This is a genomic window from Zoogloea sp. (assembly GCF_023150065.1).
GTDB lineage: Bacteria > Pseudomonadota > Gammaproteobacteria > Burkholderiales > Rhodocyclaceae > Zoogloea.
The window spans coordinates 414,098-439,404 of record NZ_JAKLLN010000001.1 but is presented as its reverse complement, the minus strand read 5'-3'; the positions used below and the strand labels follow the sequence as shown (position 1 = coordinate 439,404).

At 67.0% G+C, this 25,307-nt stretch carries 22 protein-coding genes and 1 riboswitch; of the genes, 6 read left to right on the top strand and 16 right to left on the bottom strand.

Annotated features, from left to right (window positions below):
- The 9 genes from L6Q67_RS02085 to L6Q67_RS02045 form a co-directional block, all read right to left on the bottom strand.
- Window positions 1–1,833 (bottom strand): branched-chain amino acid ABC transporter ATP-binding protein/permease, encoded by a 1,833-nt coding sequence (locus L6Q67_RS02085; protein ID WP_296564475.1) that lies wholly within the window; start codon window positions 1,831–1,833, stop codon window positions 1–3.
- Window positions 1,830–2,861 carry a branched-chain amino acid ABC transporter permease gene (locus tag L6Q67_RS02080; protein ID WP_296564472.1) on the bottom strand — a complete coding sequence of 344 codons (1,032 nt, stop codon included), beginning with the start codon at window positions 2,859–2,861 and terminating at the stop codon, window positions 1,830–1,832. Before L6Q67_RS02080 ends, L6Q67_RS02085 begins: the two co-directional genes overlap by 4 nt.
- Before the next feature lie 89 nt (window positions 2,862–2,950).
- The gene (gene dmpG, locus L6Q67_RS02075) at window positions 2,951–4,069 is read right to left on the bottom strand and encodes a 4-hydroxy-2-oxovalerate aldolase (RefSeq protein ID WP_296564469.1); all 1,119 of its coding nucleotides are present in this window, start codon (window positions 4,067–4,069) and stop codon (window positions 2,951–2,953) included.
- A 10-nt stretch (window positions 4,070–4,079) separates the two neighbouring features.
- Window positions 4,080–4,994 carry an acetaldehyde dehydrogenase (acetylating) gene (locus L6Q67_RS02070; protein WP_296564466.1) on the bottom strand — a complete coding sequence of 305 codons (915 nt, stop codon included), beginning with the start codon at window positions 4,992–4,994 and terminating at the stop codon, window positions 4,080–4,082.
- Between the two features lie 30 nt (window positions 4,995–5,024).
- Window positions 5,025–5,819: an SDR family NAD(P)-dependent oxidoreductase gene (locus tag L6Q67_RS02065; RefSeq protein WP_296564462.1), complete on the bottom strand. Its 795-nt coding sequence runs from the start codon at window positions 5,817–5,819 to the stop codon at window positions 5,025–5,027.
- A gap of 7 nt (window positions 5,820–5,826) precedes the next feature.
- Window positions 5,827–6,609 (bottom strand): 2-oxopent-4-enoate hydratase, encoded by a 783-nt coding sequence (gene dmpE, locus L6Q67_RS02060; protein ID WP_296564459.1) that lies wholly within the window; start codon window positions 6,607–6,609, stop codon window positions 5,827–5,829.
- Window positions 6,610–6,618: 9 nt separating this feature from the next.
- On the bottom strand, window positions 6,619–7,479 hold the full coding sequence (locus L6Q67_RS02055; RefSeq protein WP_296564456.1) for an alpha/beta fold hydrolase: 861 nt from the start codon (window positions 7,477–7,479) through the stop codon (window positions 6,619–6,621).
- Window positions 7,479–8,939 (bottom strand): 2-hydroxymuconic semialdehyde dehydrogenase, encoded by a 1,461-nt coding sequence (locus L6Q67_RS02050; RefSeq protein ID WP_296564453.1) that lies wholly within the window; start codon window positions 8,937–8,939, stop codon window positions 7,479–7,481. The genes L6Q67_RS02055 and L6Q67_RS02050 overlap by 1 nt, the downstream gene beginning before the upstream one ends.
- Window positions 8,940–8,974: 35 nt before the next feature.
- Window positions 8,975–9,427 (bottom strand): heme-binding protein, encoded by a 453-nt coding sequence (locus L6Q67_RS02045; protein ID WP_296564451.1) that lies wholly within the window; start codon window positions 9,425–9,427, stop codon window positions 8,975–8,977.
- A gap of 173 nt (window positions 9,428–9,600) precedes the next feature.
- Between L6Q67_RS02045 and L6Q67_RS02040 the strand changes: the two genes are divergently transcribed.
- The 3 genes from L6Q67_RS02040 to L6Q67_RS02030 all read left to right on the top strand — a co-directional run bounded on the left by L6Q67_RS02040 (window position 9,601) and on the right by L6Q67_RS02030 (window position 14,638).
- Window positions 9,601–10,311: an FCD domain-containing protein gene (locus tag L6Q67_RS02040; RefSeq protein ID WP_296564449.1), complete on the top strand. Its 711-nt coding sequence runs from the start codon at window positions 9,601–9,603 to the stop codon at window positions 10,309–10,311.
- Window positions 10,312–10,460: 149 nt separating this feature from the next.
- Window positions 10,461–11,636 carry an FIST N-terminal domain-containing protein gene (locus tag L6Q67_RS02035; protein WP_296564446.1) on the top strand — a complete coding sequence of 392 codons (1,176 nt, stop codon included), beginning with the start codon at window positions 10,461–10,463 and terminating at the stop codon, window positions 11,634–11,636.
- A complete protein-coding gene (locus tag L6Q67_RS02030) occupies window positions 11,633–14,638 on the top strand; it encodes an EAL domain-containing protein (protein WP_296564444.1) in 3,006 nt (1,001 codons plus the stop codon). Before L6Q67_RS02035 ends, L6Q67_RS02030 begins: the two co-directional genes overlap by 4 nt.
- Before the next feature lie 26 nt (window positions 14,639–14,664).
- On the opposite strand, the gene L6Q67_RS02025 is transcribed toward L6Q67_RS02030, so the two are convergent.
- The 7 genes from L6Q67_RS02025 to L6Q67_RS01995 form a co-directional block, all read right to left on the bottom strand.
- Complete coding sequence (locus L6Q67_RS02025) at window positions 14,665–15,594, bottom strand: catechol 2,3-dioxygenase (protein WP_296564441.1); 930 nt, start codon at window positions 15,592–15,594, stop codon at window positions 14,665–14,667.
- A gap of 155 nt (window positions 15,595–15,749) precedes the next feature.
- Window positions 15,750–16,805: an NADH:ubiquinone reductase (Na(+)-transporting) subunit F gene (locus L6Q67_RS02020; RefSeq protein WP_296564439.1), complete on the bottom strand. Its 1,056-nt coding sequence runs from the start codon at window positions 16,803–16,805 to the stop codon at window positions 15,750–15,752.
- A gap of 1 nt (window position 16,806) precedes the next feature.
- Window positions 16,807–17,166 (bottom strand): phenol hydroxylase subunit P4, encoded by a 360-nt coding sequence (locus L6Q67_RS02015; RefSeq protein WP_296564436.1) that lies wholly within the window; start codon window positions 17,164–17,166, stop codon window positions 16,807–16,809.
- A gap of 58 nt (window positions 17,167–17,224) precedes the next feature.
- The gene (locus L6Q67_RS02010; protein WP_296564434.1) at window positions 17,225–18,778 is read right to left on the bottom strand and encodes an aromatic/alkene/methane monooxygenase hydroxylase/oxygenase subunit alpha; all 1,554 of its coding nucleotides are present in this window, start codon (window positions 18,776–18,778) and stop codon (window positions 17,225–17,227) included.
- 21 nt (window positions 18,779–18,799) lie between these two features.
- A complete protein-coding gene (locus L6Q67_RS02005) occupies window positions 18,800–19,069 on the bottom strand; it encodes an MmoB/DmpM family protein (protein ID WP_296564432.1) in 270 nt (89 codons plus the stop codon).
- 12 nt (window positions 19,070–19,081) lie between these two features.
- Window positions 19,082–20,080, bottom strand: coding sequence for an aromatic/alkene monooxygenase hydroxylase subunit beta (locus L6Q67_RS02000; protein ID WP_296564429.1), 999 nt, complete (start codon window positions 20,078–20,080; stop codon window positions 19,082–19,084).
- A gap of 58 nt (window positions 20,081–20,138) precedes the next feature.
- Window positions 20,139–20,402, bottom strand: a complete 264-nt coding sequence (locus L6Q67_RS01995) for a phenol hydroxylase subunit (protein WP_296564426.1) — start codon at window positions 20,400–20,402, stop codon at window positions 20,139–20,141.
- Between the two features lie 268 nt (window positions 20,403–20,670).
- Here L6Q67_RS01995 and L6Q67_RS01990 point away from each other — a divergent pair, with 268 nt between their 5' ends.
- The 3 genes from L6Q67_RS01990 to L6Q67_RS01980 all read left to right on the top strand — a co-directional run bounded on the left by L6Q67_RS01990 (window position 20,671) and on the right by L6Q67_RS01980 (window position 25,304).
- On the top strand, window positions 20,671–22,134 hold the full coding sequence (locus tag L6Q67_RS01990; protein ID WP_296564422.1) for a DUF2868 domain-containing protein: 1,464 nt from the start codon (window positions 20,671–20,673) through the stop codon (window positions 22,132–22,134).
- Window positions 22,131–23,603 (top strand): DUF3482 domain-containing protein, encoded by a 1,473-nt coding sequence (locus L6Q67_RS01985; protein WP_296564420.1) that lies wholly within the window; start codon window positions 22,131–22,133, stop codon window positions 23,601–23,603. The genes L6Q67_RS01990 and L6Q67_RS01985 overlap by 4 nt, the downstream gene beginning before the upstream one ends.
- Before the next feature lie 430 nt (window positions 23,604–24,033).
- A riboswitch (guanidine-I (ykkC/yxkD leader) is annotated at window positions 24,034–24,176 on the top strand.
- Window positions 24,177–24,233: 57 nt separating this feature from the next.
- Window positions 24,234–25,304 (top strand): ABC transporter substrate-binding protein, encoded by a 1,071-nt coding sequence (locus L6Q67_RS01980; protein WP_296564418.1) that lies wholly within the window; start codon window positions 24,234–24,236, stop codon window positions 25,302–25,304.
- The last annotated feature ends 3 nt before the right edge of the window (window positions 25,305–25,307 follow it).

The following is a 25,307-nucleotide window of genomic DNA, read 5'->3' as shown; positions in this document are numbered from 1 at the left end:
TCAGACACCCCCCAGGTAGGCTTCGAGCACGGCCGGGTCCTGCTGGACTTCTTCCGGCAGGCCCTCGGCGATCTTCTCGCCAAACTCCATCACCACCACCCGATCCACCAGGTTCATCACAAAGTCCATGTCGTGCTCGACGATGAGCACCGCCATACCTTCGGACTTGAGGCGCCGCAGCAGCTCGGAGAGGGCCTGCTTCTCTTTCAGGCGCAGGCCGGCGGCGGGCTCGTCAAGGAGCAGCAGGCAGGGGTCGGAGCACAGGGCGCGGGCGATCTCGAGGATGCGCTGCTGGCCCAGGGCCAGGCTGCCAGCCTCGGTGTGCATGAACTCGCCCAGGCCAACGCGCTCGACCTGGATGGCGGCCTCGCGCAGCAGGCGGGCTTCGTCGGCCCGGTCGAGGCGCCAGGCAGCGGGCAGCACACCACGGCTGCCGCGCATGTGGGCACCGATGGCCACGTTCTCGAGCACGCTCATCCGCGGCAGCAGGCGCACGTGCTGGAAGGTGCGGCTCATGCCCAGGGCAGCGATCTGCCGCGAGCTGCGCCCCGCCACCGACTGGCCGCGGAACAGCACCTCGCCGGAGGTAGGCGTATCCACCCCGGAGAGCTGGTTGAACATGGTGCTCTTGCCAGCGCCGTTGGGGCCGATCAGGGCCAGGATCTCGCCCGCCTTCACATGCAGGCTCATGGCGTTGTTGGCCACCAAGCCGCCAAACCGGCGGGTCACCTCGCGGGCTTCCAGGATGGTCTCGCCGTGGGGCGGCTGGGCCTTCTTCGGCAGGGGTTCGGCCTTCGGGTCGATGAGCTTGGGCTCGGCCCGCACCGGCACCAGCCGGGCCAGCAGCGGCCACAGGCCTTCCCGCGCCCGGTGCAGCACGATGATCATCATCAGGCCGAAAACGATCACCTCGAAGTGCCCGGCGGAACCGAAGAGTTTGGGCAGGATGTCCTGCAGCCACTGCTTGAGCACGGTGATGACACCGGCGCCGATCAGCGCCCCCCACACCTGCCCTGCCCCGCCCACCACCGCCATGAAGAGGTACTCGATGCCGATGTGCAGACCAAAGGGCGTGGGGTTAACAAAGCGCTGCAGGTGGGCATACAGCCAGCCCGCCGCGCAGGCCTGCAGGGCCGCCAGCACGAAGATCACCATGCGCGCCCGGGACGTATCCACCCCCATGGCCTCGGCCATCACGATGCCGCCCTTGAGGGCGCGGATGGCCCGGCCCTCGCGGGAATCCAGCAGGTTGCGGGTGGTGAACAAACCCACCAGCACGAACAGCCACACCAGGTAGTAGTAGTGCCGGTTGTCGAGCAGGGCAAAACCGAACAGGGTGATCGGCGGCAGGTTGGACAGGCCGGCGTGGCCGCCCAGAAACTCCATGTTGCCAAACAGGAAGTACAGGCTGATGCCCCAGGCCATGGTGCCCAGGGGCAGGTAGTGGCCCGACAGCTTCAGGGTTACCGAGCCCAGGATGACCGCCACCGTGGCGGTGAGCAGCAGGCCCAGCACCAGGGCAGCCCACGGGGATGCGCCGGTGAAGCCCAGCCAGGCCGGCAGCTCCGGCGTGGTGGTGAGCCACGCGGTGGTGTAGGCGCCGAGGCCCACAAAGGCCGCCTGCCCGAAGCTGGTCAGGCCGCCCACGCCGGTGAGCAGCACCAGGCCCAGGGCCACCAGGGCCGACAGCCCCACGTAGTTGAGCAGCGTGACGTAGAACTCGGGCAGCGCCAGGGGCGCCAGGGCCAGCATCACCAGAAACACGGCGAGCACGTGGCGTGAGCGCAGCAGCCCGGTGGCGCCCGCCTCCACGGCAAGGGAACGGGAGTTCATTCTTCTTCCTCCACATGGTGGGACGTGAGCGAACGCCACATCAGAACGGGGATGATCAGGGTGAACACGATCACGTCCTTGAAGGCGCTCGCCCAGAAGGACGAGAAGGATTCGAGCAGGCCGACCAGCACCGCGCCGCCCGCCGCCAGCGGATAGCTGGCGAGGCCGCCGATGATGGCCGCCACGAAGCCCTTGAGGCCGATCAGGAAACCGCTGTCGTAGTACACGGTGGTGAGGGGCGCCACCAGCAGGCCGGACAGGGTGCCGATGAGGGCCGCGAAGAAGAAGGTCTGCCGCCCCGCCAGGGCCGGCGAGATACCCATCAGGCGGGCGCCGTTGCGGTTGATGGCGGTGGCGCGCAGGGCCTTGCCGCCCAGGCTGCGGTCAAAGTAGAGGTAGAGCGCCACGATCAGCAGCACCGAAGCGGCCAGCACCACCAGCGTATGTCCGCCCACCACCAGGGAGCCAATCTCGAACTGGGCCTCGCTGAACGGCAGGGTGCGCGAGCCTTCCGGCCCGAAGATCAGCAGGCCGATGCCCACCATCAGCAGGTGCAGGGCCACGGCCACGATCAGCAGCACCAGCACCGGCGCCTCGGCCACCGGCTGAAAGGCCACCCGGTAGATCATCGGCCCCAGCGGCACCACGATGAGCAGGGCCAGCAGGCCCTTCGCCACCTGGGGCAGCGCCTGCAGGGGCAGCCCCCACAGCAGGCCGGCCAGCACGGCCGGATACAGCAGGTTCCACAGGGCGGACCTGCCCAGCTGGCGGCGCGCCGCCGCCCCCCCCAACAGGTCGGCAGCGAAGGTCAGCGCCCCGGCCCCCAGCAGCAGCCACACGGTACCAGGGTAATGGCCGGCCTCCAGGGCGGCCATGGTCAGGGCACCCCAGGCAAGGAACTCCCCCTGGGGAATGAAGATGATGCGGGTGACCGCAAACACCAGGACCAGGGCGAGGGCCAGGAGGGCGTAGATCGCCCCGTTGGTGACCCCGTCCTGCCCGAGCAAGGCAAAGATTTCGGCATCCATGATGCGGACTCCTGCGACGGCCCCTCCGCAAAGGGACGGGCCGTCGGTCAGTTCTGCGTTAGAAAGGCGGAGCGCGGCCCCGCCGGGGATCAGGCCATGAGGCCCCGTGCCCGCGCCATGGTGATGGCCGTATCCTCGATCATGTCCTCCTGGCCGCCCACCATGCCGCGGCGGCCCAGCTCCACCAGGATGTCCCGGGCCGGCACGCCGTACTTGGCGCTGGCGCGCTTGGCAAACAGCAGGAAGGAGCCATACACCCCGGCGTAGCCCAGGGTCAGCGCGTCCCGGTCGATACGGATCGGGAAGTCCATGATCGGCACCACCAGGTCTTCGGCCACGTCGGTGATCCTGGCCACGTCCACGCCGGTGTGGATGCCCATCAGGTCGGCCACGGCGATGAAGACTTCCATCGGGGTGTTGCCGGCCCCGGCACCCAGGCCTGCGGCGGCGGCGTCGATGCGGGTGGCGCCCACTTCGATCGCGGCGATGGAGTTGGCGACGCCCATCGCCAGGTTGTGGTGGCCGTGGAAGCCCAGCTCGGTTTCGGGCTTCAGCGCATCACGCACGGCGGAGAGGCGCGCCTTCACGCCGTCGGGCAGCAGGTGGCCGGCGGAGTCGGTCACGTAGATGCAGTTGGCGCCGTAGCCTTCCATCAGCTTGGCCTGCTTGACCAGCCCTTCGGGGCTGTTCATGTGGCTCATCATCAGGAAACCGACGGTGTCCATCTCGAGCTTGCGGGCCATGGTGATGTGCTGTTCGGACACATCGGCCTCGGTGCAGTGGGTGGCCACGCGGATGGTGTTCACGCCCAGCTCGCGGGCCATCTTCAGGTGATCGACGGTGCCGATGCCCGGCAAGAGCAGCGCCGAGACCTTGGCCTGCTTCATCAGCGGGATCACGGTGGAGAGGTATTCCTCGTCGGTGTGGGCCGGGAAACCGTAGTTCACCGAGCTGCCGCCCAGGCCGTCGCCGTGGGTGACTTCGATCAGCGGGATGCCCGCTTCGTCGAGGCCGGTGGCGATCGACTTCATCTGCTCGAGGGACATGAGGTGGCGCTTGGGGTGCATCCCGTCGCGCAGGGTCATGTCGTGCAATGTGACAGCCCCTCGACCGCCACGCGTGGCGGTCGATCCCCCGAGGGGATCGCGGCTGGCTTCGGACGGCCGGGCGCCATCCGCGTGGGTGATCTTCTTGCCTTTGAGATCCATGTCCGGCTCCTTACGCGGCAACGGGTTTCAGGGTCAGACGGCCGGCGATCATCTCTTCGGCAAACATCTCGGCGGTGCGGGCGGCGGCGGCGGTCATGATGTCCAGGTTGCCGGCGTACTTGGGCAGGTAGTCGCCCAGGCCTTCGACTTCCAGGAAGACGGACACGCGGTTGCCGTCGAACACCGGGCCATTGACCAGCCGGTAGCCCGGCACGTACTTCTGGACTTCCTTGATCATCGCGGCGATGGATTCGCGAATCTCGTCCTGCTTGGGCTCGCCTTCGACCAGGCAGTGCACGGTGTCGCGCATCATCAGCGGGGGTTCGGCCGGGTTGATGATGATGATGGCCTTGCCCTTTTCGGCGCCGCCCACGCGCTCGACAGCGCCCGCGGTGGTGCGGGTGAATTCGTCGATGTTCTTGCGGGTGCCGGGGCCGGCCGACTTGGACGACACGGTGGCGACGATCTCGCCATACACCACCTTCTGGACGCGGGAGACCGCAGCGACCATCGGGATGGTGGCCTGGCCACCGCAGGTGACCATGTTCACGTTCATTTCCCCTTTACCGACGTGCTCGAGCAGGTTGACCGGCGGCACGCAGTAGGGGCCGATGGCGGCCGGGGTGAGGTCGATCATCAGCACGCCCAGCTCGTTGAGCTTGCGGCTGTTCTCGGCATGCACGTAGGCGCTGGTGGCGTCGAAGGCGATCTGCACGCCGTCGGCGAGCACATGGGGCAGGAGGCCGTCCACGCCCTCGGCGGTGGTCTTGATGCCCATCTCGCGGGCGCGCTTGAGGCCGTCGGACTCGGGGTCGATGCCGACCATCCACACCGGCTCGAGCACCGGGCTGCGCTGCAGTTTGGCCAAGAGGTCGGTCCCGATGTTGCCGGGGCCGATCAGGGCGCATTTGATTTTTTGGGTCATCGCTGTTGTTCCTTTTAAGGTCGCGAAGGGTTAAACCATGCTGCGCACCACACCGCCTTCGACCCGCAGGGCCGCGCCGTGGGTGGCAGAAGCGAGGGGGCTGCACACGTAGGCGACCAGGCTGGCCACCTCGGCAGGTTCGATGAAGCGCTTGATCAGGGACGTGGGCCGGGCGTTGGCAAAAAAGTCCTGCTCGGCCTGCTCGAGGGAGACGCCCTGCTCTTCCGCCAGGCGCCCGAAGAAGGTGCCGACGCCCTCGGTGCGGGTCGGGCCGGGCAGCACCGAATTGACGGTCACGCCGGAGCCGACGCAGGTCTCGGCCATGCCCCGGGCCACCGACAGCTGGGCCGACTTGCTCATGCCGTAATGGACCATCTCGGCCGGCGGACACACACCCGACTCGCTGGAGATGAAGACGATGCGCCCCCAGTCCCGCGTCTTCATGGCCGGCAGGTAATGGCGGGACAGGCGCACCCCGCTCATCACGTTGGTCTCGAAGAAGTTGAACCACTCGATATCCTGGATCTCCTCGAAAGGCCGGGGGTCGAAGATGCCCAGGTTGTTCACGAGGATGTCCACGTCGGCGCAGGTGGCGGTGAGGGCCTCGCAGCCCGCAGCCGAAGACAGGTCGGCAGCCACGCCATCGACCCGGGCGCCGGGCACGGCTTCGATCAGCCGGGCCACTGCCGCCGACACGCCGGAGCGGCTGCGGCCGTTGAGGGTGACCTGGGCGCCTTCGGCGGCGAGGGCGCAGGCGATGGCAAAGCCGATGCCCGAGGTGGAGCCGGTGACGAGGGCGCGCTTGCCGGTGAGCTGGAGATCCATGGCGACCTCAGCTGAAGCGGACGGAACAGCCGCCGATGCCGCCGATGCTCACCCGCAGGCTGTCGCCGGCGGTGACGGGGATCAGGGCCGCAAGGGAACCGGACAGAACGATGTCGCCGGCCTTGAGGCCGATGCCCAGGCGCCCGAGGGTGTTGGCCAGCCAGGCCATGGCATTGCACGGATGCCCCAGGGCGGCGGCCCCCGAGCCGGTACCGACGATCTCGCCGTTCTTTTCCAGCACCATGCCGCAGGTGGCCAGATCCACCTTGCGCGGATCGACGATGCGGTCGCCCAGCACCAGCACGCCACACGAGGCGTTGTCGGCGACGGTGTCCTGGATCTTGATCTTCCAGTCCTTGATGCGGCTGTCCACGATCTCGAAGCAGGCCATCACCCCTTCGGTGGCGGCCAGAATGTCGGCGGCGGTGAGGCCGGGGCCCATCAGGTCCTTCTTCATCAGAAAGGCGATCTCGCCTTCGGCCCGGGGCTGGATCAGGGTACTGGCGGGGACGGCCTCACCCTCGTTGTACACCATGCCGTCGAGCAGCCAGCCGAAGTCGGGCTGATGCACATTGAGCATGTTCATGACCACCTTCGAGGTCACGCCGATCTTCTTGCCGACGACCCGCTCTCCGGCGGCCAGCCGGCGGGCGATCATCTGCTGCTGGATCTGGTAGGCGTCCTCGATGGTGATCTCTGGATGGCGCTCGCTCAGGGGCGTCACGGTTTCACGTTTGACGAGGGCTTCGTAGAGCTCGTCGCCGAGCTGGGTGATCAGGGCCTTGTCCATGGTGGTCTCTCAGGAAAGCGGTTGGGGTTCGTCGGCGGCGGCTTCGGCCAGGAAGTCGCCCACCAGGCGGGCAAAGCGGCTGGCGTGTTCGATCTGCGTCCAGTGGCCGCACTGCCCGAAAACGTGCAGCTGGGAACGGGGAATCCAGCTCGCCAGGGTCAGGGAGGTCTGCAGGGGGATCACCTTGTCCTCCCGGCCGTGGATCACCAGGGTCTGGTTGGGTAGCGCCCGGATATCGGCCTCGGCGCTGGCCATGGCGTCCACCCAGCGCTGACGCGGGGCCGGGAACATGGCGCCAAAAGACTCCTGGAAACCCGGGCGGATGCTGGCTTCGTAGCGCAGGCGGGCCAGCTCGTCATTGACCAGGCTGCGGTCAAAGGCAAACAGGTCGAGCAGGCCGCGCATGGCCTCCAGCGAGGGCTCATAGCCCCACACGGCGTCCAGCGCCGGGGTGATCGCGAAGGGCACGCCCACGCTGCCCATCAGCACCAGGCGCCGCACCCGCGCCGGGTAGCGGATGGCCAGGGCCAGGGCAATCGCGCCGCCAAAGGAGTTGCCCACAAGGTCGGTCCGCTCGATGCCCAGGGCGTCGAGCACACCGATGGCGTGGGCCACCCAGTTGTCCATCGTGTAGTCGTCACCGGGCAGGCGCTCGGTGTAGCCGAAGCCGGCCATGTCCGGTGCGATCACCCGGCGCGATTCGGCCAGGGCGGGCATCACCAGGCGCCAGTTGGCCCAGGCGGTGACGCCCGGCCCGGAGCCGTGGATCAGCAGCACCGGCGCACCGCTGCCCAGATCATGGACATTGGTGTGCCGGCCGGCCGCCAGCACGCTGCGGCCGATTTCCGGGGTGGAGACGCTGGCGTCCATTACAGCTTCACGCAGATGTTCTTGAGCTCGGTGTAGAACTCGAGGGAATGCACGCCACCCTCGCGGCCGATACCTGACTGCTTGGCGCCACCGAAGGGGGTGCGCAGATCCCGCAGGAACCAGGAGTTCACCCACACCAGGCCCACTTCCAGGCGGCCGGCGACGCGGTGGGCGCGGGTCACGTCCTTGGTCCATACCGACGCGGCGAGGCCGTAGGTGGTGTTGTTGGCACGGGCCACCACCTCTTCCTCGCTGTCGAAGGGCATCACCAGGGTGCAGGGGCCAAAGATCTCCTCCCGGGCAATCGCCGCGTCGTCACCGAGACCGGTCCAGATGGTGGGCTGCACCCAGGCGCCGTCCTTGAGGCCGGCGGGCATGTCGGGCACGCCGCCGCCGGTCACCACGGTGGCGCCCTCCTCCACCGCCTTGCGGTAGTAGCCCAGCACCTTCTCCTGGTGCTCCTTGGAGATCAGCGGACCCAGGCCGGTGTCGGCCTTGTCGGGCGTGCCGATGACCAGGTTCTCGGCGCCCTGCTTGAGGCGCGCCACGAAGGCGTCGAACAGGGGCCGTTCCACATACACCCGCTCGGTGCCCAGGCACACCTGGCCACAGTTGGCAAAGCAGGAACGCAGGGTGCCCTCGATGGCGGCGTCCAGATCGGCGTCAGCAAAGACGATGGCCGGGTTCTTGCCCCCCATCTCCAGGGACACCGGCCGGGCGCCATCGGCGGCGGCCTTCATGATGGCGGCGCCGGTGCGGGTCTCGCCGGTGAAGGTGATGGCGTTGACGCCCGGGTGGCGGGTCAGGAACTCGCCGGCGGAATCCGGCCCGAAGCCGTGCACCACGTTGTACACGCCCTTGGGGATGCCCACGGCGTTCATCACCTCACCCAGCAGGGTGGCGGTCTGGGGGGTTTCCTCGGAGGGCTTGACCACCACGGCGTTGCCGCAGGCCAGGGCCGGGCCGACCTTCCAGGTCATCAGCAGCAGAGGCAGGTTCCACGGGCACACCACGCCCACCACGCCCACCGGGCGACGCACGGCGTAATTGATGGCGCCGCGCCCGTCGGGGGTGGCCATCTCGAAGAATTCGGTGGGCACGTTCTTCACCACGTCGGCGAAGATCTTGAAGTTGGCCGCCCCACGGGGGATGTCCAGGTGGCGGGCGAGGCTCATGGGCTTGCCCGTGTCGGCCACCTCGGCAGCGAGGAAGTCCTCGAAGCGCCGGTTGATCTCGTTGGCCACGCCGTACAGCAGGTCCACCCGGTCGGCCACGGTGATGCGCCCCCACTCGCCGGCCAGGGCAGCGTGCCCGGCGGCCACGGCGGACTCGACCTCGGGGCGCCCCGCCTCGCTGATCCGGGCGATGACCTGGTTGTCGAGGGGCGAGCGCTTGTCGAAGAGGCGCCCGCTGGCGGCCTCGATGAACTCGCCGTTGATGAAGTTCTTGATCCGTTTCATCTGTTGTTCTTCCTTCCGGTGAAGAGCTGCCTGTGTCATTCCGCGCCGATGGCGGCCAGGGCCGCCCGGGCACATTCCTCGTCCTGGGCTTCAGAGGCACCGGACACGCCGATGCCGCCGATCAGGGCGCCACCGGCCCGGATCGGCAGACCACCACCGAACACCACCAGACGGGGACGTGCCGAAAAGCCCAGCTTCATGCCTTCGTCGTGGCCGATCAGCTGCATCCAGTCCTTCGTCGAAAACCCGAAGCCGGCAGCCGTGTAGGCCTTGTCGATGGCGATGTCGATGGATTGGAGAAAGGCGCCGGGCATGCGCAGGAAGCCGGCGAGGTTGCCGCCGCTGTCAGCCACCGCCACGTTGATGCGCACACCGATCCGTTCGGCGTGGGCAATGGCAGCCTCGAGGGCGACGCTGACGGCGGCAGCCGAAATGACCTGCTGGGTCACGGCTACCGGTGTCACCGGGGAGATCGTTTTGTCGCTCATGTCTCACATCCACTTATAGATTTTGTGGATGCAACGATATTTACTTCTTATCTCGACGTCAATACTTTTTCTCGAGATTTTTGCCTATGATCGGAATAAGCCCATTAGGCTAGAATTCGCTCCATTCATCTGCGCCCTGCGGGGCCATGAACAAGAACAGCGGAAACCACACCATGAACGACCTGGCCAATGCCCCCGATCTCGTCACCGACGGCGACGAACCCAAGACCCTGGCCGAAGCGGCCTATCGCCAGCTGCGCAGGGACATCATCGAAGGCGTGCACCGCCCGGGCGACAAGCTGCGGGTGGAACACCTGAAGGATCAGTACGAAGTCGGCGCCGGCACCCTGCGGGAGGCCCTGCAGCTGCTCGTCACCGATGCGCTGGTGGTGGCCCAGGGGCAGCGCGGCTTCCGGGTGGCGCCCATTTCCCTCGACGACTTCGCCGACATCACCCGCACCCGGGTGCTGCTGGAGACTTCGGCCCTGCAGCAATCCATCGAGCTGGGCGACGATGCCTGGGAGGCCAGCGTGGTGGCCGCCTTCCACCTGCTGTCCCGGGCCGAGGAGAAGCTCAGCGACGGCTCCAAGACCAGCCGTGAAGAGTGGGAGCTGCGCAACCGGGCCTTCCACGAGGTGCTCATCGGCGCCTGCCCGTCGCGCTGGATCCGCCACTTCCAGAACATCCTGTATCACCAATCCGAGCGCTACCGCCGCCTGTCCCTGTTCCGGCAGCCCATCCCCCGGGACGTCCACGCCGAGCACCAGGCCATCGTCGACGCCGCCCTCGCCCGCAACGCGGCCGAGGCCACGCGCATCCTCTCCGAGCACATCCTGCGCACCCTCGAAGCCGTGCGCCAGCTGCCCGCCGACTTCATCAGCTGAAGTGGCTTGAGGCCGCTTCGCGGGAACCTCCTCCGATATCAGACTAAAGTTATAGAATCGCGCCTCCGTTAGACGGAGGTGGGAGCATTGACGCATGCGCAAGCTAGCCAGCCTGCACACGGCGATGCTCCGGAGGAGACAGAACAATAATGATTGCCAACACACACGCCGGTGACGGCGGGGTGTCGGGCATCCGCATCGGCTCGAGCGACAGCGACGATCCGGCGGACGCCTCCCGCGAACTGGCAGCCGGGCTTCGCCCCGGCGACGGCGGGCTGTCGATTGTGTTTGCATCGAGCCGCTTTGCACCAGACGCCCTCGCCGACAATCTGCGGGCAGCCTTCGGCGATACGCCCCTGATCGGCTGCACCACGGCCGGCGAGATCGGCCCCGGCGGATACCGGGAGGGCAGCCTCAGCGGCGCCCACTTCGCCCCCGGCGAGATCGACTTCGAGATCGGCCTGCTGGAAGACCTGGAACACACCGACGCCCGCAGCATGGCGCTCTTCGCCCAGGAGCTGCGCAGCCGCCTGCAGGCCCGCCTGGGGGGCCTCGACAACGAACACTGCTTCGCCTTCATGCTGGTGGACGGCCTGTCCTCGCGGGAGGAGTCCGTCGCCCGGGCCTTTCACGACGGGCTCGGGGGCATTCCCCTCACCGGCGGCTCGGCCGGGGACGAGCTGAGCTTCACCGATACCCGGGTGATCTTCGGCGGGCGCCTGCTGCGCAACGCTGCGGTGCTGCTGGTGGCCGCATCCCGACATCCCTTCACGCTGTTCAAGACCCAGCATTTCAGCCCCACCGAGACCCGCCTGGTGGTCACCGGCGCCATTCCGGAGAGGCGCATCGTCACCGAGATCAACGGCTGCCTGGCGGCGCCCGAGTATGCCCGCGCCCTGGGCATGGACACGGCCGCCCTGAGCCCGCATGTGTTTGCCGCCCACCCGGTGGTGGTGCGCATCGGCAACGCGGATTTCGTGCGCTCCATCCAGCGGGTCAATCCGGACGGCAGCCTGAGCTTCTTCTGCGCCATCGACCGGGGCATCGTGTTCCGCATGGCACGCGGCGAGGACATCCTGGCCAACCTGGACACTGCCTTGCTCGAGGCCGCGGCAAAGGTCGGCGAGGTGGAGCTGATCCTCGGCTGCGACTGCATTCTGCGGCTGCTCGAGTGCCGTGCCCGCAAAATCGTCGACACCGTGGGTGCGCGGATGGCCGCCAGCCGGGTGATCGGCTTTAACACCTTCGGCGAGCAATACCGGGGCATGCACATCAACCAGACCTTCACCGGCATCGCCTTCGGCAGGCGGCCGGCCGCATCATGATCCTCAATGGCGACATCCGCTGTGCCACTGACGACGCCCAGGGCCTGCTGGAAGAGCTGCTGCGCCGGGACAAGATCATCGACGCCCTCGCCTACCAGGTGGAGCGCAGCCTCAATGACCAGGGTCGCGACTACGGCCTGCTGCAGACCACCGCGGTGCTGGAGGACCAGATCCGCCAGCGCACCGAAGAGCTTACCGCCGCCCTGGAAGCTCTCGGCGAAGTCTCGGCGCGGGCCACCGCCGCACGCCTGCAGCTGGAAGCCGCCGTGGAGAACATCTCCGACGGCTTCGCCCTGTTCGACCCCGAGGATCACGTCCTGCTGTGCAACGAGGCCTTCCGCCAGCTCGACCGCCTGGCCGGCAACACCGGCAACCGCCCCCTGGGAGACGTGCTGGCCGAAGCCGCCGGCCACGACTCGGCCGCCGGCGGAAGCGTGTTGCCCACCCTGAAAGCCGGACGCGGGCAGGATGGGCGCTGCGAAATGCAGCTGCCCACCGGTCAGGCCCTGCAGATCCGCGAACACCGCATGGCCGATGGCTGCCTGGTCGGCATCTACTCGGACGTCACCGACCTCAAGGCCGAGGAGGCGCGCCTGCGCCAGCGCGAACTGGCCCACAAATCGCGCCTGCTCCAGTCCACCCTGGACACCATCGACCACGGCATCGCCGTCTTCGACGCCGAGCGACGGCTGGTGGCGTGGAACCTGCGCTACTTCGAACTGTTGGAACTGCCCCTCGATCTGGCCCAGGCGGGCAGCCCCCTGGACGCTCTGCGCGCCATCAGCCGCACCATGACGCGGCTGTGCCCCCCCGGCCTCGGCACCCTGGCCCGCATCAGCCGCTTCGAGCAGACCCAGACTGGCGGGCCGGTGCTGGAGCTGGCGCGTTTTCCCATGCCCGACGGCGGCTTCGTGATCAGCGCCAGCGACATCACCTCCCTCAAGGCGGGCGAGGAGCGCATCCGCCATCTGCTGGGCCAGCAACGGGCGATCTTCGACAACGCCCACGTCGGCATCATCCTGGCGGACGACCGCAAGATGCTCGACGTGAACACCCGCATGGCGGAGATCTTCGGCTACGAGTCCCCGGCCGAGATGATCGGCCAGCTCACCGAGATCCTCTACCCCAGCCGGCAGGACTATCTCAGCGTGGGCGGCCGGATCTACGGCGAACTGGCCCGCAGCGGCTACAGCGAAGGCGACACCTGCATGGTGCGCAAGGATGGCAGCCCGGTATGGATACGCCTGTCGGGGCGCCCCCTGGAGGTCAGTGCCCCCCTGGCGGGCTCGATCTGGGTGTTCACCGACATCACCCCCCAGCGGGAACAGCAGGCCCAGCTCGAACTCGCCCAGTTGGTCTTCAACCACAGCAACGAAGCCCTGATGGTCACCGATGCCGAGAACCGCATCGAGAGCATCAACACCGCCTTCACCACCATCACCGGCTACACCGCCGCCGAAGCCGTCGGCCAGACCCCGGGCATGCTCCGCTCCGGCCAGCATGACGCCGACTTCTACCGGGCCATGTGGGAGACCCTGGAGCGCGACGACCGCTGGGAAGGCGAGATCATCGACCGCCACAAGAGCGGCCGGATCTACCCCAAGTGGCTGACCATCCGCGTGGTGCGCCACCCCGACCGACGGGTGGCCCATTACGTGGCCGCCTTCAGCGACATCAGCGTGCGCAAGGCCGCCGAGGAGAAGATCCAGTACCTGGCCCACCACGACGCCCTCACCGGCCTGCCCAACCGGGTCCTGCTGCGCGACCGCTTCGAGCAGATGTATCAGCGGGTCAGCCGCGGACAGCGGGCCCTGGCCCTGTACTTCCTCGATCTCGATCACTTCAAGCGCATCAACGACACCCTCGGCCATGGCATCGGTGACGAGCTGCTCATCGCCGTGACCCGCCGCCTCACCCACTGCCTGCGCCGCAGCGACACCATCAGCCGCCTTGGCGGAGACGAGTTCATCATCCTGGTGGAAGGCGACGAATCGGTGCGCTTCTTTGCCTCGGTGGCCGAGAAGATCTGCCGGGCCCTGGAAGCCCCCTTCGAGCTGGGTGGCCAGGCGCTCACCTCCACCGGCACCCTGGGCATTGCCGTGGCTCCAGTGGACGGCACCGACTTCGACACCCTGATGAAAAAGGCCGACATGGCCATGTACCACGCCAAGGGCCTCGGCCGCGGCGCCTTCAGCTTTTTCGACGTGGGGATGAACAAGGACTCGGCCGACCGCCTGGCCCTCACCACCCGCCTGCGCCACGCCCTGTCAGCCGGGGAGCTGCGCCTGGTTTACCAGCCCCAGTTTGCCCTCGACGACGGCCGCATGACCGGCGTTGAGGCCCTGATGCGCTGGCGCTCCGGCCACGCGGGGGAGATCAGCCCGGGGCAGTTCATTCCGCTCGCGGAGGAAACCGGCCTGATCGTCCCCATGGGCGAATGGGCGCTGCACGAATCCTGCCGGATGGCACGGACCTTCAGCGACGCCGGTCACCCGCTGCGCATCGCCGTCAATGTGTCGGCGGTGCAGATCCACAAGGAAGACTTCGGAAGCACCCTGGCGGCCGTGCTGCGCGACACCGGTGCCCGACCCTCGTGCATCGAGCTGGAGCTCACCGAGTCCACCCTCATGAAGGATGCGGCACGCTTCATCGACCTGATCGCCAGCGTGCGCGCCCTGGGCATCTCGGTGGCCATCGACGATTTCGGCACGGGGTATTCGAGCCTGGCCTACCTGAAGCGTTTCCAGGTCAGCAAGCTCAAGGTGGATCGCTCCTTCGTGCAGGACATCACCGATGACGAGGAAGACCGGGCGATCGCCGACGCCATCGTGCGGATGGGCCAGTCCCTCAAACTCCGGGTCATCGCCGAAGGGGTGGAAACCCGGGCCCAGCTGGACTACCTGACAGGCATCGGCTGTCACGAAGCCCAGGGCTTCTTGCTCAGCCGGCCGGTCGAGATGGATGCCTTGCGTCAGATGATGCTGGGCGGGGCACGGCACTGAGCGCGCCCCCGCCCCTCCAAGCCGCCTCAGGACACCACGGTCAGGAAGCGCTCGTTGAGCTTGCGGTCATGGTAGAAGACGCCGGTGCCCACTTCTTCCCAGGTCCAGGTGATGGGGGCGTAGTCGGGATAGGGCTGGTAGCCGCCGCAGAAGGTCTCGAAGCGGTTGCCTGAAGGATCGAAGGCGTAGATGGTGGTGCCGCGGGTGACGCCGTGGCGGGTCGGGCCGATGTCGATGGACACCTTGTTCATGGACATGATGTCGGCGGCGCGCAGCACCTTCTCCCAGGTGTCCAACAGGAAGGACACGTGGTGCAGCTTGCCCGGCTCGGGGTGGCGCACCAGGGCGATGTCGTGGGCCTTGTGGGAGCAGGACAGCCAGATGGCCAGGTCGGTCTTGCCGTCTTCCATCAGCACCCGCTCCACCAGGTAGAAGCCCAGTACGTCCACGAACAGCTTCTGCACCTTCTCGATGTCCGGGCCGTACACCAGGGCGTGGTCGAGGCGTACCGGGGCGATGCCGCGTTCGGCGTCGGGGGTCCAGGGATCGGGATTGACATAGGACATGCCGTTGCCCACGTCGGTCTTCTCGGCGTAGAGCTCGATGGCGTGGCCCGAGGGGATCATGAAGCGCACGCGCTCACCGGTTTCCAGCAGCTCGCCGGCCGGAATGCGCTCGGTGCTGACGCCGTAGGCCTTCAGGTCGGCATCGAGCTTTTCGAGGGTGGCCTTGTCGGCCACCTTGAAGGCGAAGAAATCCATGCCGGCCGAGTCGGCCTCGCGCAGGATCAGGCTGTTGTGGTCGCGCTCGTCCCAGGCCTTGAAATACACCCGCCCCTGGGCGTCGCGGCCGGTCTCGATGAGGCCCAGCACGTTCTTGTAGTGATTGACCCCTTCGTCCAGGTCGAGCACACGCAGCTGCATGTGGCCCGGACGCATTACACCGGTAACTGCCATGTTCTTGTCTCCTCTTTTGTCTTTGGATGTTCGCCTCGCCCGGGGTGCAGCCCGTGGCGGCGAGTGCTGCTGTGTATCTTAATCAGACTTCTCGATAAGTCAAACTTTTCTCGAGATTTTATAAATCTATTGGTAAAACCCAGGGTGCGGAGCCCCTACACCCGCTTGAACAGGGGGCTGCGCACCTGCTGGGCGTCCGCCGCCGAAAAGAACTTCTCGGTGAAGATGTCGTTCTCGAACAGCCGCCCCTGCATCAGGGTCGAGATGCACGCGTCGATCATCAGGGGTGGCCCGCACAGATAGGCCTTGTGACCCCGGAAGTCGTTGTCGAAGTGGGCTTTGGCCGCGTCGTGCACATAACCCCGGAAGCCCTGCCAGTCCGAGTCCGCCGGCTCGTCGGAGAGGGCCGGCACGTACTGGAAGTTGGGATGCCGTGCCGCCAGCGCCAGGAACTCGTCGTGGTAGTACAGCTCGGCCCGGCTGCGCTGGCCATACACCAGGGTGATGGGCAGCGTGCAGCCTTCACCCAGCAGATCCAGGATCATGCTGCGCGGGCTGGACAGGCCCGAGCCCCCGGCCATGAAGAGCAGCGGCACACCGGCCGACTTGCGCACGAAGAAGCGGCCGTAGGGGCCGGAAAAGCGCACCCGGTCACCCACCGCGAGGCGCTCATGGAGGTGGCCGGTGCCCACGCCGCCGGGCACGATGCGCACGTTGAGCTCCACCTCCCGCCCCTGCCCCGGCGCATTGGCGAGGGAGAAGGCGCGGGTGATGCCCAGCCCCGGAATCTCCAGGTTGATGTACTGGCCCGCCTGAAAATGGATGGCCTCGTCCAGCTCGATGAAGATGCCCTTGATGGTCGGCGTGAGGGGCTCGATACGGCTGACCACCCCGGGAAAATCCCGTACCGGGATCGACTCGGCATCCGGCTCCTCGTCGATCTCGGCCTCGATGGTCACGTCCGACTCCAGGCGCGCGCAGCAGGCCAGGGTCTTGCCCTCGGTGCGTTCGAAGTCCATCAGGGCAAAGCTGGAGGCCTCGCCGTGATCGACTTCGCCATCCACCACCTGCACCTTGCAGGTGGCACACAGGCCGTGGCAGCAGGCGTGGGGCAGCCAGATGCCGGCACGCAGGGACGCGTCGAGGATGGTCTGGCCCTCCTCCACCTCGATGGTCTGGCCCAGGGGCTCGATGGTCAGTTCGTAGGACATGTCAGCTCGCCGAACCCTTGATCCCGTCCAGGCCCGGGGTCTGGAAGCGCAGCACGTCCTTGTGCTTGAGGCCCAGCTCGGCCAGGGTCTTGTTGAAGTCGGCCTGCCAGGGCTGGCCCGACTTCAGCCACATCACCTTGCTCCAGTCGATCTTCGCAAAGTCCGGGTGATAGCCGAAGACGCCCGGCAGCACCTTGTCGATGATGTCGCCGAAGCGCATGGCTGGCGGCATGGGCAGGCAGAACGGCGCACAGAACAGCAGGTGCTTGTCCCAGCCGATGTACAGCAGCTGGTTGCCGTGAAAATTCTCGAGCCGGTCGGCGGACTCGAACGCGTATTCCTTGATGGCAGCAACGCCCATGGTTGTCTCTCCTCGTTCTTGTTTGATGGCGGGCGGCCTGGGGCCGCCCGCCGACCCATCAGGTGTTCTTGGTGGCCATGCCGCGCCAGGCTTCGAAGTTCTTCTGGTCTTCCGAGCCGTCGAAGTCCAGGTTGTCGCGACCGAAATTGAGGTGGTAGTAGTCGAGCACCGCGGCCAGGGGGTCGAAGCCCTCGGCGGTGGGGTCAACCCCCTCGTTGAAGCAGTTGCCCTGGTAGATCTGGTGCACCGGCAGCCAGGCCTGGATGTACTTCTCGGGCTCGTGCTCGAAGATCTCCTTACAGCCGTCCGAGCAGAAGTGGTACTTGTTGTCCTTGTAGTCCACCTCCCGGTAGCAGATCTGGGTCGGGTCGCCGGGCTCGGTGAAGATCATCGGGATCTGGCAGGTCTGACACAGCATGGGCAGCGTCTTGTTGTAGAAGCGGTTGCCCTTCTTGGCCTCCTCGCGCCAGTGCTCCAGGCGCGGCCGGTAGTACTTGTCGAAGCTGTTGGGGTACTTCTGGGACAGCCAGTCCAGCTCGTCGTCGGTGGGAATCCAGGTGTGGAAATTGCACGCGGCGGCGTAGTTGTAGAAGGTCGCCCAGGCCTGGTGGGAGATGTGGTCCTTGTCCTGCTCGATCTGGTCGAGCCACTTGGGCGGACGGATGCCGTAGCGGGCCAGATCCTTGAACAGGGCGCCGCCGTTCTCTTCGAAATAGACCTCCCAGGCTTCCTTCCAGCTCATGATGCGCTTGGGCAGCATGTAGTCCATCATCATGCCGACCAGGGTCAGCACCCGGTAGCCGCGCCAGGTCCACTTGTCGATCCACTGCTGGACGATGGGCAGGTTGTCCGGGTCCTGCTCGAGGATGAACTTGATGACCTCGAGGCCCAGGGTCATGTGACGGGCTTCATCGGACTGGGCCGAGAAGCCGAAGGTCATGGTGCCCATGTCGCCGTTGTAGGCCGCACCCGACACAAAGGGCACGAACAGCAGGTTGGTCAGCACGTACTCGAAGCTGAAGCCGATGGCCACCATGAACTCGAAGGGGCCGGCGGTGTAGGCGTCGTCGAAGAAGGAGCGCGGCACCGACAGATACCACACGCGCTCGAGCATGTGCCGGTACTCGTGGAAGCCGTTGTAGTACTTGTTGTAGTTGGAGAGCGAGTGGATCTGGGTCTGGGCGTGGCGGATCTCGTCCAGGGACTGCATCAGGCAGGCCACCCGCGGACCGACGCCCGGGAACTGCCGGCCGGCATGGGCGAAGCCCCGGTGAGCCATGTACTCCAGCGGGCTGATGCCGTTGAGGAAGAGCTTGATCGCGTTGATGTAGCGGGCGTCCGTCACCGACAGATGGCCGTTGTTCTGGGCGTAGGCGTCGATGATGGCGTAGAGCTTGCGCTCCTTCTCGGCCTGGTACTTCCAGTAGGCATCCATGGTCAGGCGGAAGGGGTCTTCCCACTTGTCCCAGTCATGGATCTTGATGCCTTCGTACTTGGCGTAAGGGAAGACCTCGTCCATCGACTGGTAGGTGGTCTCCCAGCCCAGGCCGCGGGTCATGTGCTGGTACTTCTCCTTGAGGCCCAGCTTCTTCTTGCTGACTTTCATGTCCATTGTCGTGTCTCCTTGGCGCGATCAGGTGTTCCAGCTCAGGGTCAGTTCGTCGTCGGTCTCGTCCACGTGACCGGTGAGGGAAATCAGGTTGATGTGCAGTTCCTGCAGGTCGAAGTCGCGGCCGATCAGCTCTTCGATGGTCGAGCGGCGCACCACCAGGGCACCCTCCGCGTCGATCTTCACCATGGCCGGCTGCTCGTTGGCGATGGCGTGGGGGTTGTCGGCGAGGATGGCCTGGATGATCGAGCGGGTGTCGTCGTTGGTCTGCAGGGCGATGAATACCTTGGACATCGGGTTTCCTTCTCAGAGGGTGACGCCGGCCTTGGCCAAGCGGGCGTTGAACTGGCCCACCAGCTCGCTGGTGAGGGCGTCGGCCTGGGCACCGAGGGCGATCTGGGCCACGGGCATCAGGGCCGAGGCGGCGCGGTCGCGCCAGTGGGCGATCCACTTTTCCAGCAGGGCCTTGTTCTCGGGGGATTCGGCGGCGGCGGTCTTGACCGTGGCGTCCACCCACTTGCGGGTTTCGGCATACCAGTCGGTCATGAACTGGGTGAGCATGGCGATGGGGGTGCCGCCCTTCGAGGCCAGCACGTCATCGATGATGGTTTCGTACACCAGCGGGTAGAGCAGCCCATCCAGGGCCACCATCTGGGCCACGAAGAGCTCCAGCGGGTCCTTCAGCACGAAGCTGTCTTCCACGTAGCGGCGCAGCCCCTGCCAGGCCTCGCCTTCCATCCAGCTCGTCTTGGCTTCGTCGAGCACGTCCACGTCATCCCCCAGCAGCAGGCCGACGCGGGTGATGTACTGAGCGATGCCCAGCTGGTCCATGGAATGGAACAGACAGGGCTGGGTCAGGGCCGTGCCGTAGCCGTAGGCGGTGATGAAGGCGCCGTTCATGTTGCCGCCCCAGGCCACGTGGCGCAGGGGCAGCAGCAGCTTGAGCACGGTGTCCCGGAGTTCTTCCGGCAGGGTTTCGGCCAGGCCACGGCCCTCGACGAAGTCGAAGTTGGACTCGGCGGTCTCCTGCTGCTTGGCCCGGGCCAGGGTGTAGGCGCCGTAGTAGAACTGGCGCGGGTCCTTGAAGGCGTACCAGTCGGCCATGCGGATGGCGCTGCGCGAGGCATCAAAGATCTCGTATTCCGGGGCCCAGGTGGGGCGGTAATGGAAGTTGTGGGTCGCCTGGACATCCAGCGTGCCCTCCTGATAGCGCGTCGCCGCCTTGTCCGGGCCGATGCGCCGGGCGATGTGGTCGAAAGTCTGGCGCTGGGGCTTGATGGATACCGTGCGCAGGTCGATGTGCATGTGTGTCTCCTCCTGTGTTGTTGTGGTGTGCAGCGGGCAAGGGGCGCCGGGCGCCCGCCTACCTGAAACGTTGATGGGTGGCCTCGCGGAGGCTCCAGTTGAAGTCGTCCTCGCCTTCTTCCGGGCGCTCGCCTTCCAGCAGGATCACCCGGTTGGTCCGGCAGAATTCCTCGTAGGCGGCCTCGGGCAGCAGCATCTCGACGAACAGCGCCGGGTCGGAGATCGAGAACTCGAACTCCACCAGGCCATCGGGGCGCCGCTCCACCAGCCGCACGTACTTGCGGTTCACATCCACGGGGGGCGGGCTTGTCGGGTCGTTCATCTTTTTCTCGCGGGTCTGAGGAAGTCTTCACCCCCTATACAAGGCCCGTGCCCGTAATCACAAACTGCTGATTTACAAAGGAGAAAACGATATTTTCTCGAGATTTACAGAAACAGAAGATTTTATGAATTCATCAATTGATCAAATGCTGCAATGCAGCTTGATGATCTGGTGAAGCCTGGACGCCAAGCGGCGCAGGGCAGGATGAACTCGCCCCCACCTTGGGCGGAGTAAACTGCGGGATTACCGCCCGCACGAAGACAAGCGCATGAACGAAACCGCCGCCCGTCATGTCACCCTGATCCGCGCCCTGGAAACCACCCCTGCGCCCGACGCCCCGTGGCGCGCCGAAGACGCCGCCTGGGCCAGCCGGGCCGCCGCCGAAGTGGTGGGCGAAGGCGCCGACGCCGACCGCTTCCTGGCGCGCCGCGGGCAGCTCGCCATCGAAAAGCTCGGCGACCGGGACAAGGCCTTCAAGCGTCTGGCCAACGGCCGCAACTGGCGGCCCTGGGTGGGCACGGCGCTGGTGGCCCTGGCCTTCGCCCTGGGCGTGCTGATGGACGCCGTGGGCCCGACCCGCTACGTGAACCTGCTGGCCTTCCCCCTGCTCGGGCTGATCGTCTGGAACCTCCTCGTCTATCTGGGCCTCCTGGTGCATGGGCTCACCGACCCCTTCCGCAGCAAGGCACCCGCCAAGGGCATCCTGCGGCGTGCCGTGGCGCGCCTCGGTGGCGCCCTGCATGAGGGCATCATCGACACCGGGTCGAGCACCCCTGGCACCCGCTTCCGCGCCGAATGGGCCCGGGTGTCGGCCCCCCTCACGGCACGCCGGGTGGGCCGGGTGCTGCACCTGGCCGCCCTGGCCTTCGCCCTGGGCGCCATCGCCGCCCTGTACACCCGCGGGCTGGTGCTGCACTTCCAGGCCGGCTGGGAGAGCACCTTCCTCGATGCCAGCCAGGTGCACCAGGCCCTCAGCCTGCTCCTGGGCCCGGCCTCCGCCCTCACCGGCCTGCCCATCCCCGACGCCGCCCACCTCGACACCCTGCGCCTCCCGGACAACCCCGGCGAGAACGCCGCGCCGTGGATCCACCTCTTCGCCACCACCCTGGTCCTGACGGTGGTGCTGCCCCGGGCCGTGCTGGCCCTGCTCAGCGGTTTTGCCGCCCGGCACCTGGAGCGCCACTTTCCCCTGCCCATCACCGACAGCTACTACCAGGGCCTGCAACGCAGCTACACCGGCCAGGGCGCCCATCTGCACCTGGTGCCTTACAGCTACGAGCTCTCCCCGGCCACCGCCCTGCTGCTCAAGGAGGCCGTCGTCGGCGCCTTCGGGCCCCGCGCCAGCCTGCACCTGAGCCCGCCCATTGCCTTCGGCGAGGAAGACGCCCTGCCCGCCAGCGCCCTGCCCGGCAAAGGCGCAAGCCTCGCCATCGCCCTGTTCAGCCTGGCTGCCACCCCCGAGGACGAGAACCACGGCAGCTTCCTCCGCGCCCTGGCCGGCAGCCTGCCTCCCGGCACGTCCCTGGCCGCCCTGGTTGACGAAGGCAGCTTCATGGCCCGGTTTGCCGGCCAGCCCGAACGCCAGGACGAGCGCCGTCGAGCCTGGACCCGCCTGTTCGAAAAGCACGCCATCGAAGCGGCCTTCGCCGATCTCGACGCCGCCCCCGCCGGCGTGGCCGACAGCCTCACCCGCCTCATCGACCTCTCTGCCCGCAAGGAAGCCTCCCGGTGACCCTTCAGCCCACCACGATCCAGCTCAGCCTCGTCTCCCACACCAACACCGGCAAGACCACCCTGGCCCGCAGCCTGATGGGCCGCGACGTGGGCGAGATCCGCGACGAGGCCCACGTCACCGCCCTGGCCGAGTGCCACCGTCTCATCGACACGCCCGACGGCCACGTGCTCAATCTGTGGGACACCCCGGGCTTCGGCGACAGCGCGCGGCTCATCAAGCGCCTGCGCCAGCAGGGCAACCCGGTGGGCTGGCTGCTCTCCGAGGTGTGGGACCGCTGGCGCGATCGCCCCTTCTGGTCCAGCCAGCAGGCCATCCGCAATGTGCGCGAGCAGGCCGACGTGGTCCTCTATCTGGTCAACGCCTCCGAAAAACCCGGCGAGGCTGGCTACGTGGCCCCCGAAATGGAGATCCTGGCGTGGATCGGCAAGCCCGTGCTGGTCCTCCTCAACCAGCTCGGCGAGCCCCGCCCCGGCGCCGCCGATGCCGCTGACGAGGCCCTGTGGCGTCGCCACCTGGCGCCCTACCCCTTCGTCCGCCAGATCCTGCCCCTGGACGCCTTCGCCCGCTGCTGGGTGCAGGAGTTCGCCCTCTTCGACGCGGTCGCCCCCTGCCTGCCCGAGGCCAGCCAGCCTGCGTTCACGCAGCTCTCGGCGGCCTGGCGCCAGCGCCGCCTCGACACCTTCCACGCCGCCATGGCCAGCCTGGCCGACTTCCTCAACCGGGCCGCCAGCGACAGCGAAGCCCTGCCCGAGGCCGGCCTCGGCAGCACCCTTCGGCGCATGGGCGCCGCCGTCGGCATCGGCTCCGCCGCCTCACCTCAGCAACAGGCCATGGAGAACCTCGCCGGCCGCCTCGAAGCCGAGATCCGCCGCAGCACCGACCAGCTCATCGAGCTCCACGGCCTCGGTGGACGCGCCGCCCAGGAAGTGCAGGAGCGCCTCGCCGGCGACTTCGCGGCCCGGGAGAAGATCGGCGAATCCAGTGCCGCCCTCCTCGGTGGCGTCATGTCCGGAGCCCTCTCCGGCCTCGCCGCCGACCTGGCCGCCGGCGGCCTGAGCCTCGGCGCCGGCGCAGTCATCGGCGCCATCGCCGGTGCCGTGGGCAGCGCCGGCGCCGCCCACGCCGCCAACCGCCTGCGCGGCATCGACGACAACCGCCTGCGCTGGAGCAGCGACAGCCTGGAGCGCCTGTTCACCGCCAGCCTGCTGCGCTACCTCGCCGTCGCCCACTACGGCCGCGGCCGCGGCGAATGGCGCCAGACACCCTTGCCGGAACACTGGCGGGAGCTCGCGGATGCAGCGGTTGCGGAGGTGCGGGACGAACTGGCGAAGGCCTGGCCGGGCGGAAAGGAAGAAGCAGGCCTGGCCGGGAACCGGGAGCCGCTTCAAGCCCTGCTCGCCCGCACCGCTACCGTGGTACTGCAGCGGCTCTATCCGCAGGCAGGCGAAGCCTTGAAGCCTCATTGAGGCAGACTTGTAGGGGCGACTTCAGTCGCCCGCGGACTTCGATCGAAGGCATGCCGGTGATCGGCGCGTGGGTGGGCGACTGAAGTCGCCCCTACAAGTCGCCCCTACGGTCGCGCCTACCATTCGCCCTGCGGGCCCTCCCGCCGCCGTCGGGGCATCCCGGATGCTCTCATCGCCTCACCCGTCCGATGATCCAGCCAGGGACAGGCAAGCCGGACTGCCCGCTCATGCACCGTTCCAATGCAGCATCCCCAGGGCATGCACCGCTCGCGTGCCTCTGCCCGCTTGCCCCTGCGCTGCCCTGAAAAGCCCTTTCTGCGGCCAAGCCTCTGTTTCAAAAAACAATAGTCTGGCCCTCGGCGCTGCTGGCACACCACGTGCTAAACACTCCCTCGAGAGGGGCGTATCGAGATTTTTCGCGTTCGCTTCTTCGAAGGGTGGCTAGGGTTCCGGTCCTCGGTGCAAGGTGATTCACGTTGCGGGGATGTCTGGTCCGAGAGCTGCCGGCCATGAAGTGCCGGTTGAGGATCATCGGCATGACTGGCTCCACGGAGGGATAAAAGCCCGGGAGGTTCGCTTTGAATGAAGCGCCCTCTCGCCCATTTATCCGACTCGCAAGGGAGCCCCGTCATGCACCACCCTGAAAGCCGTCCTGCCCGCCGTCCCCACCTCCTCGGCAATCTCACCCGCGTAGCACAACCCGGCAGCCCCTTTGGCGCCGCCCTCTCCTGCTGCCGCAAGGGCCTGGGTGCCCTCGGGCTCGGCCTGGCACTGATCGGCGCCAGCGCACCAGCCCTGGCCGAAGTGAAGGTCGGCGTCTCCGACTGGCCGGGCTGGGTGGCCTGGTATGTGGCCGAACAGAAGGGCTTCTTCAAGAAGCACAAGGCCGACGTCAAACTGGTGTGGTTCGCCAACTACACGGACTCGATCTCCGCCCTGTCCTCCGGCCAGCTCGACGCCAACGCCCAGACCTGGTCCGACACCATGGGCCCCCTGGCCAAGGGCCTGCCCCTCAAGGCCGTGCTGGTCAATGACAACTCGGCGGGCAACGACGCACTCATGGTCAGCGGCACGATCAAGGGCTTCGCCGACCTAAAGGGCAAGCGCATCGCCCTTGAGGAGTTCAGCATCTCCCACTTCGTGCTGGCCACGGCCCTGGCCAAGAACGGCCTGAGCCAGAAGGACGTGAAGGTGGTGAACCTCTCCGCCGGCGACGCCGCTGCGGCCTTCATGTCCGGCCGTGTGGATGCCGCCGTGGTGTGGAACCCTTGGGTGGCGCAGATCGAGAAGAGCGGCAAGGGCAAAGCCCTGTTCACCTCCAAGGACATGCCGGGCCTGATCCCCGATCTGCTCGTAGCCCAGGACAAGGCCATCAAGAGCAAGCGCAAGGATCTGGTCGGGATGATCCGGGCCTGGTTCGACACCGAGAAGTTCATCCGCGACAACCCGGATGAGGCCGCGAAGATCATGGCCAAGGTGGTGGGCATGAAGCCGGAGGAATACAAGGTCTTCCTGCCCGGCACGCGCTTCTTCGATGCCGCCGCCAACCAGGCCGCCCTCAACCCCGCCGACCCCAAGTCCCTGCAGGCCGTGGCCCCCACCATCGCCGGCTTCCTGCTCGACAAGAAACTGATCGACGGCAAGCCCGACGCCGCCAAGGGCATCGACGTCTCCCTGCTGGCCGAAGCCCTGGGCAAGTGAGGC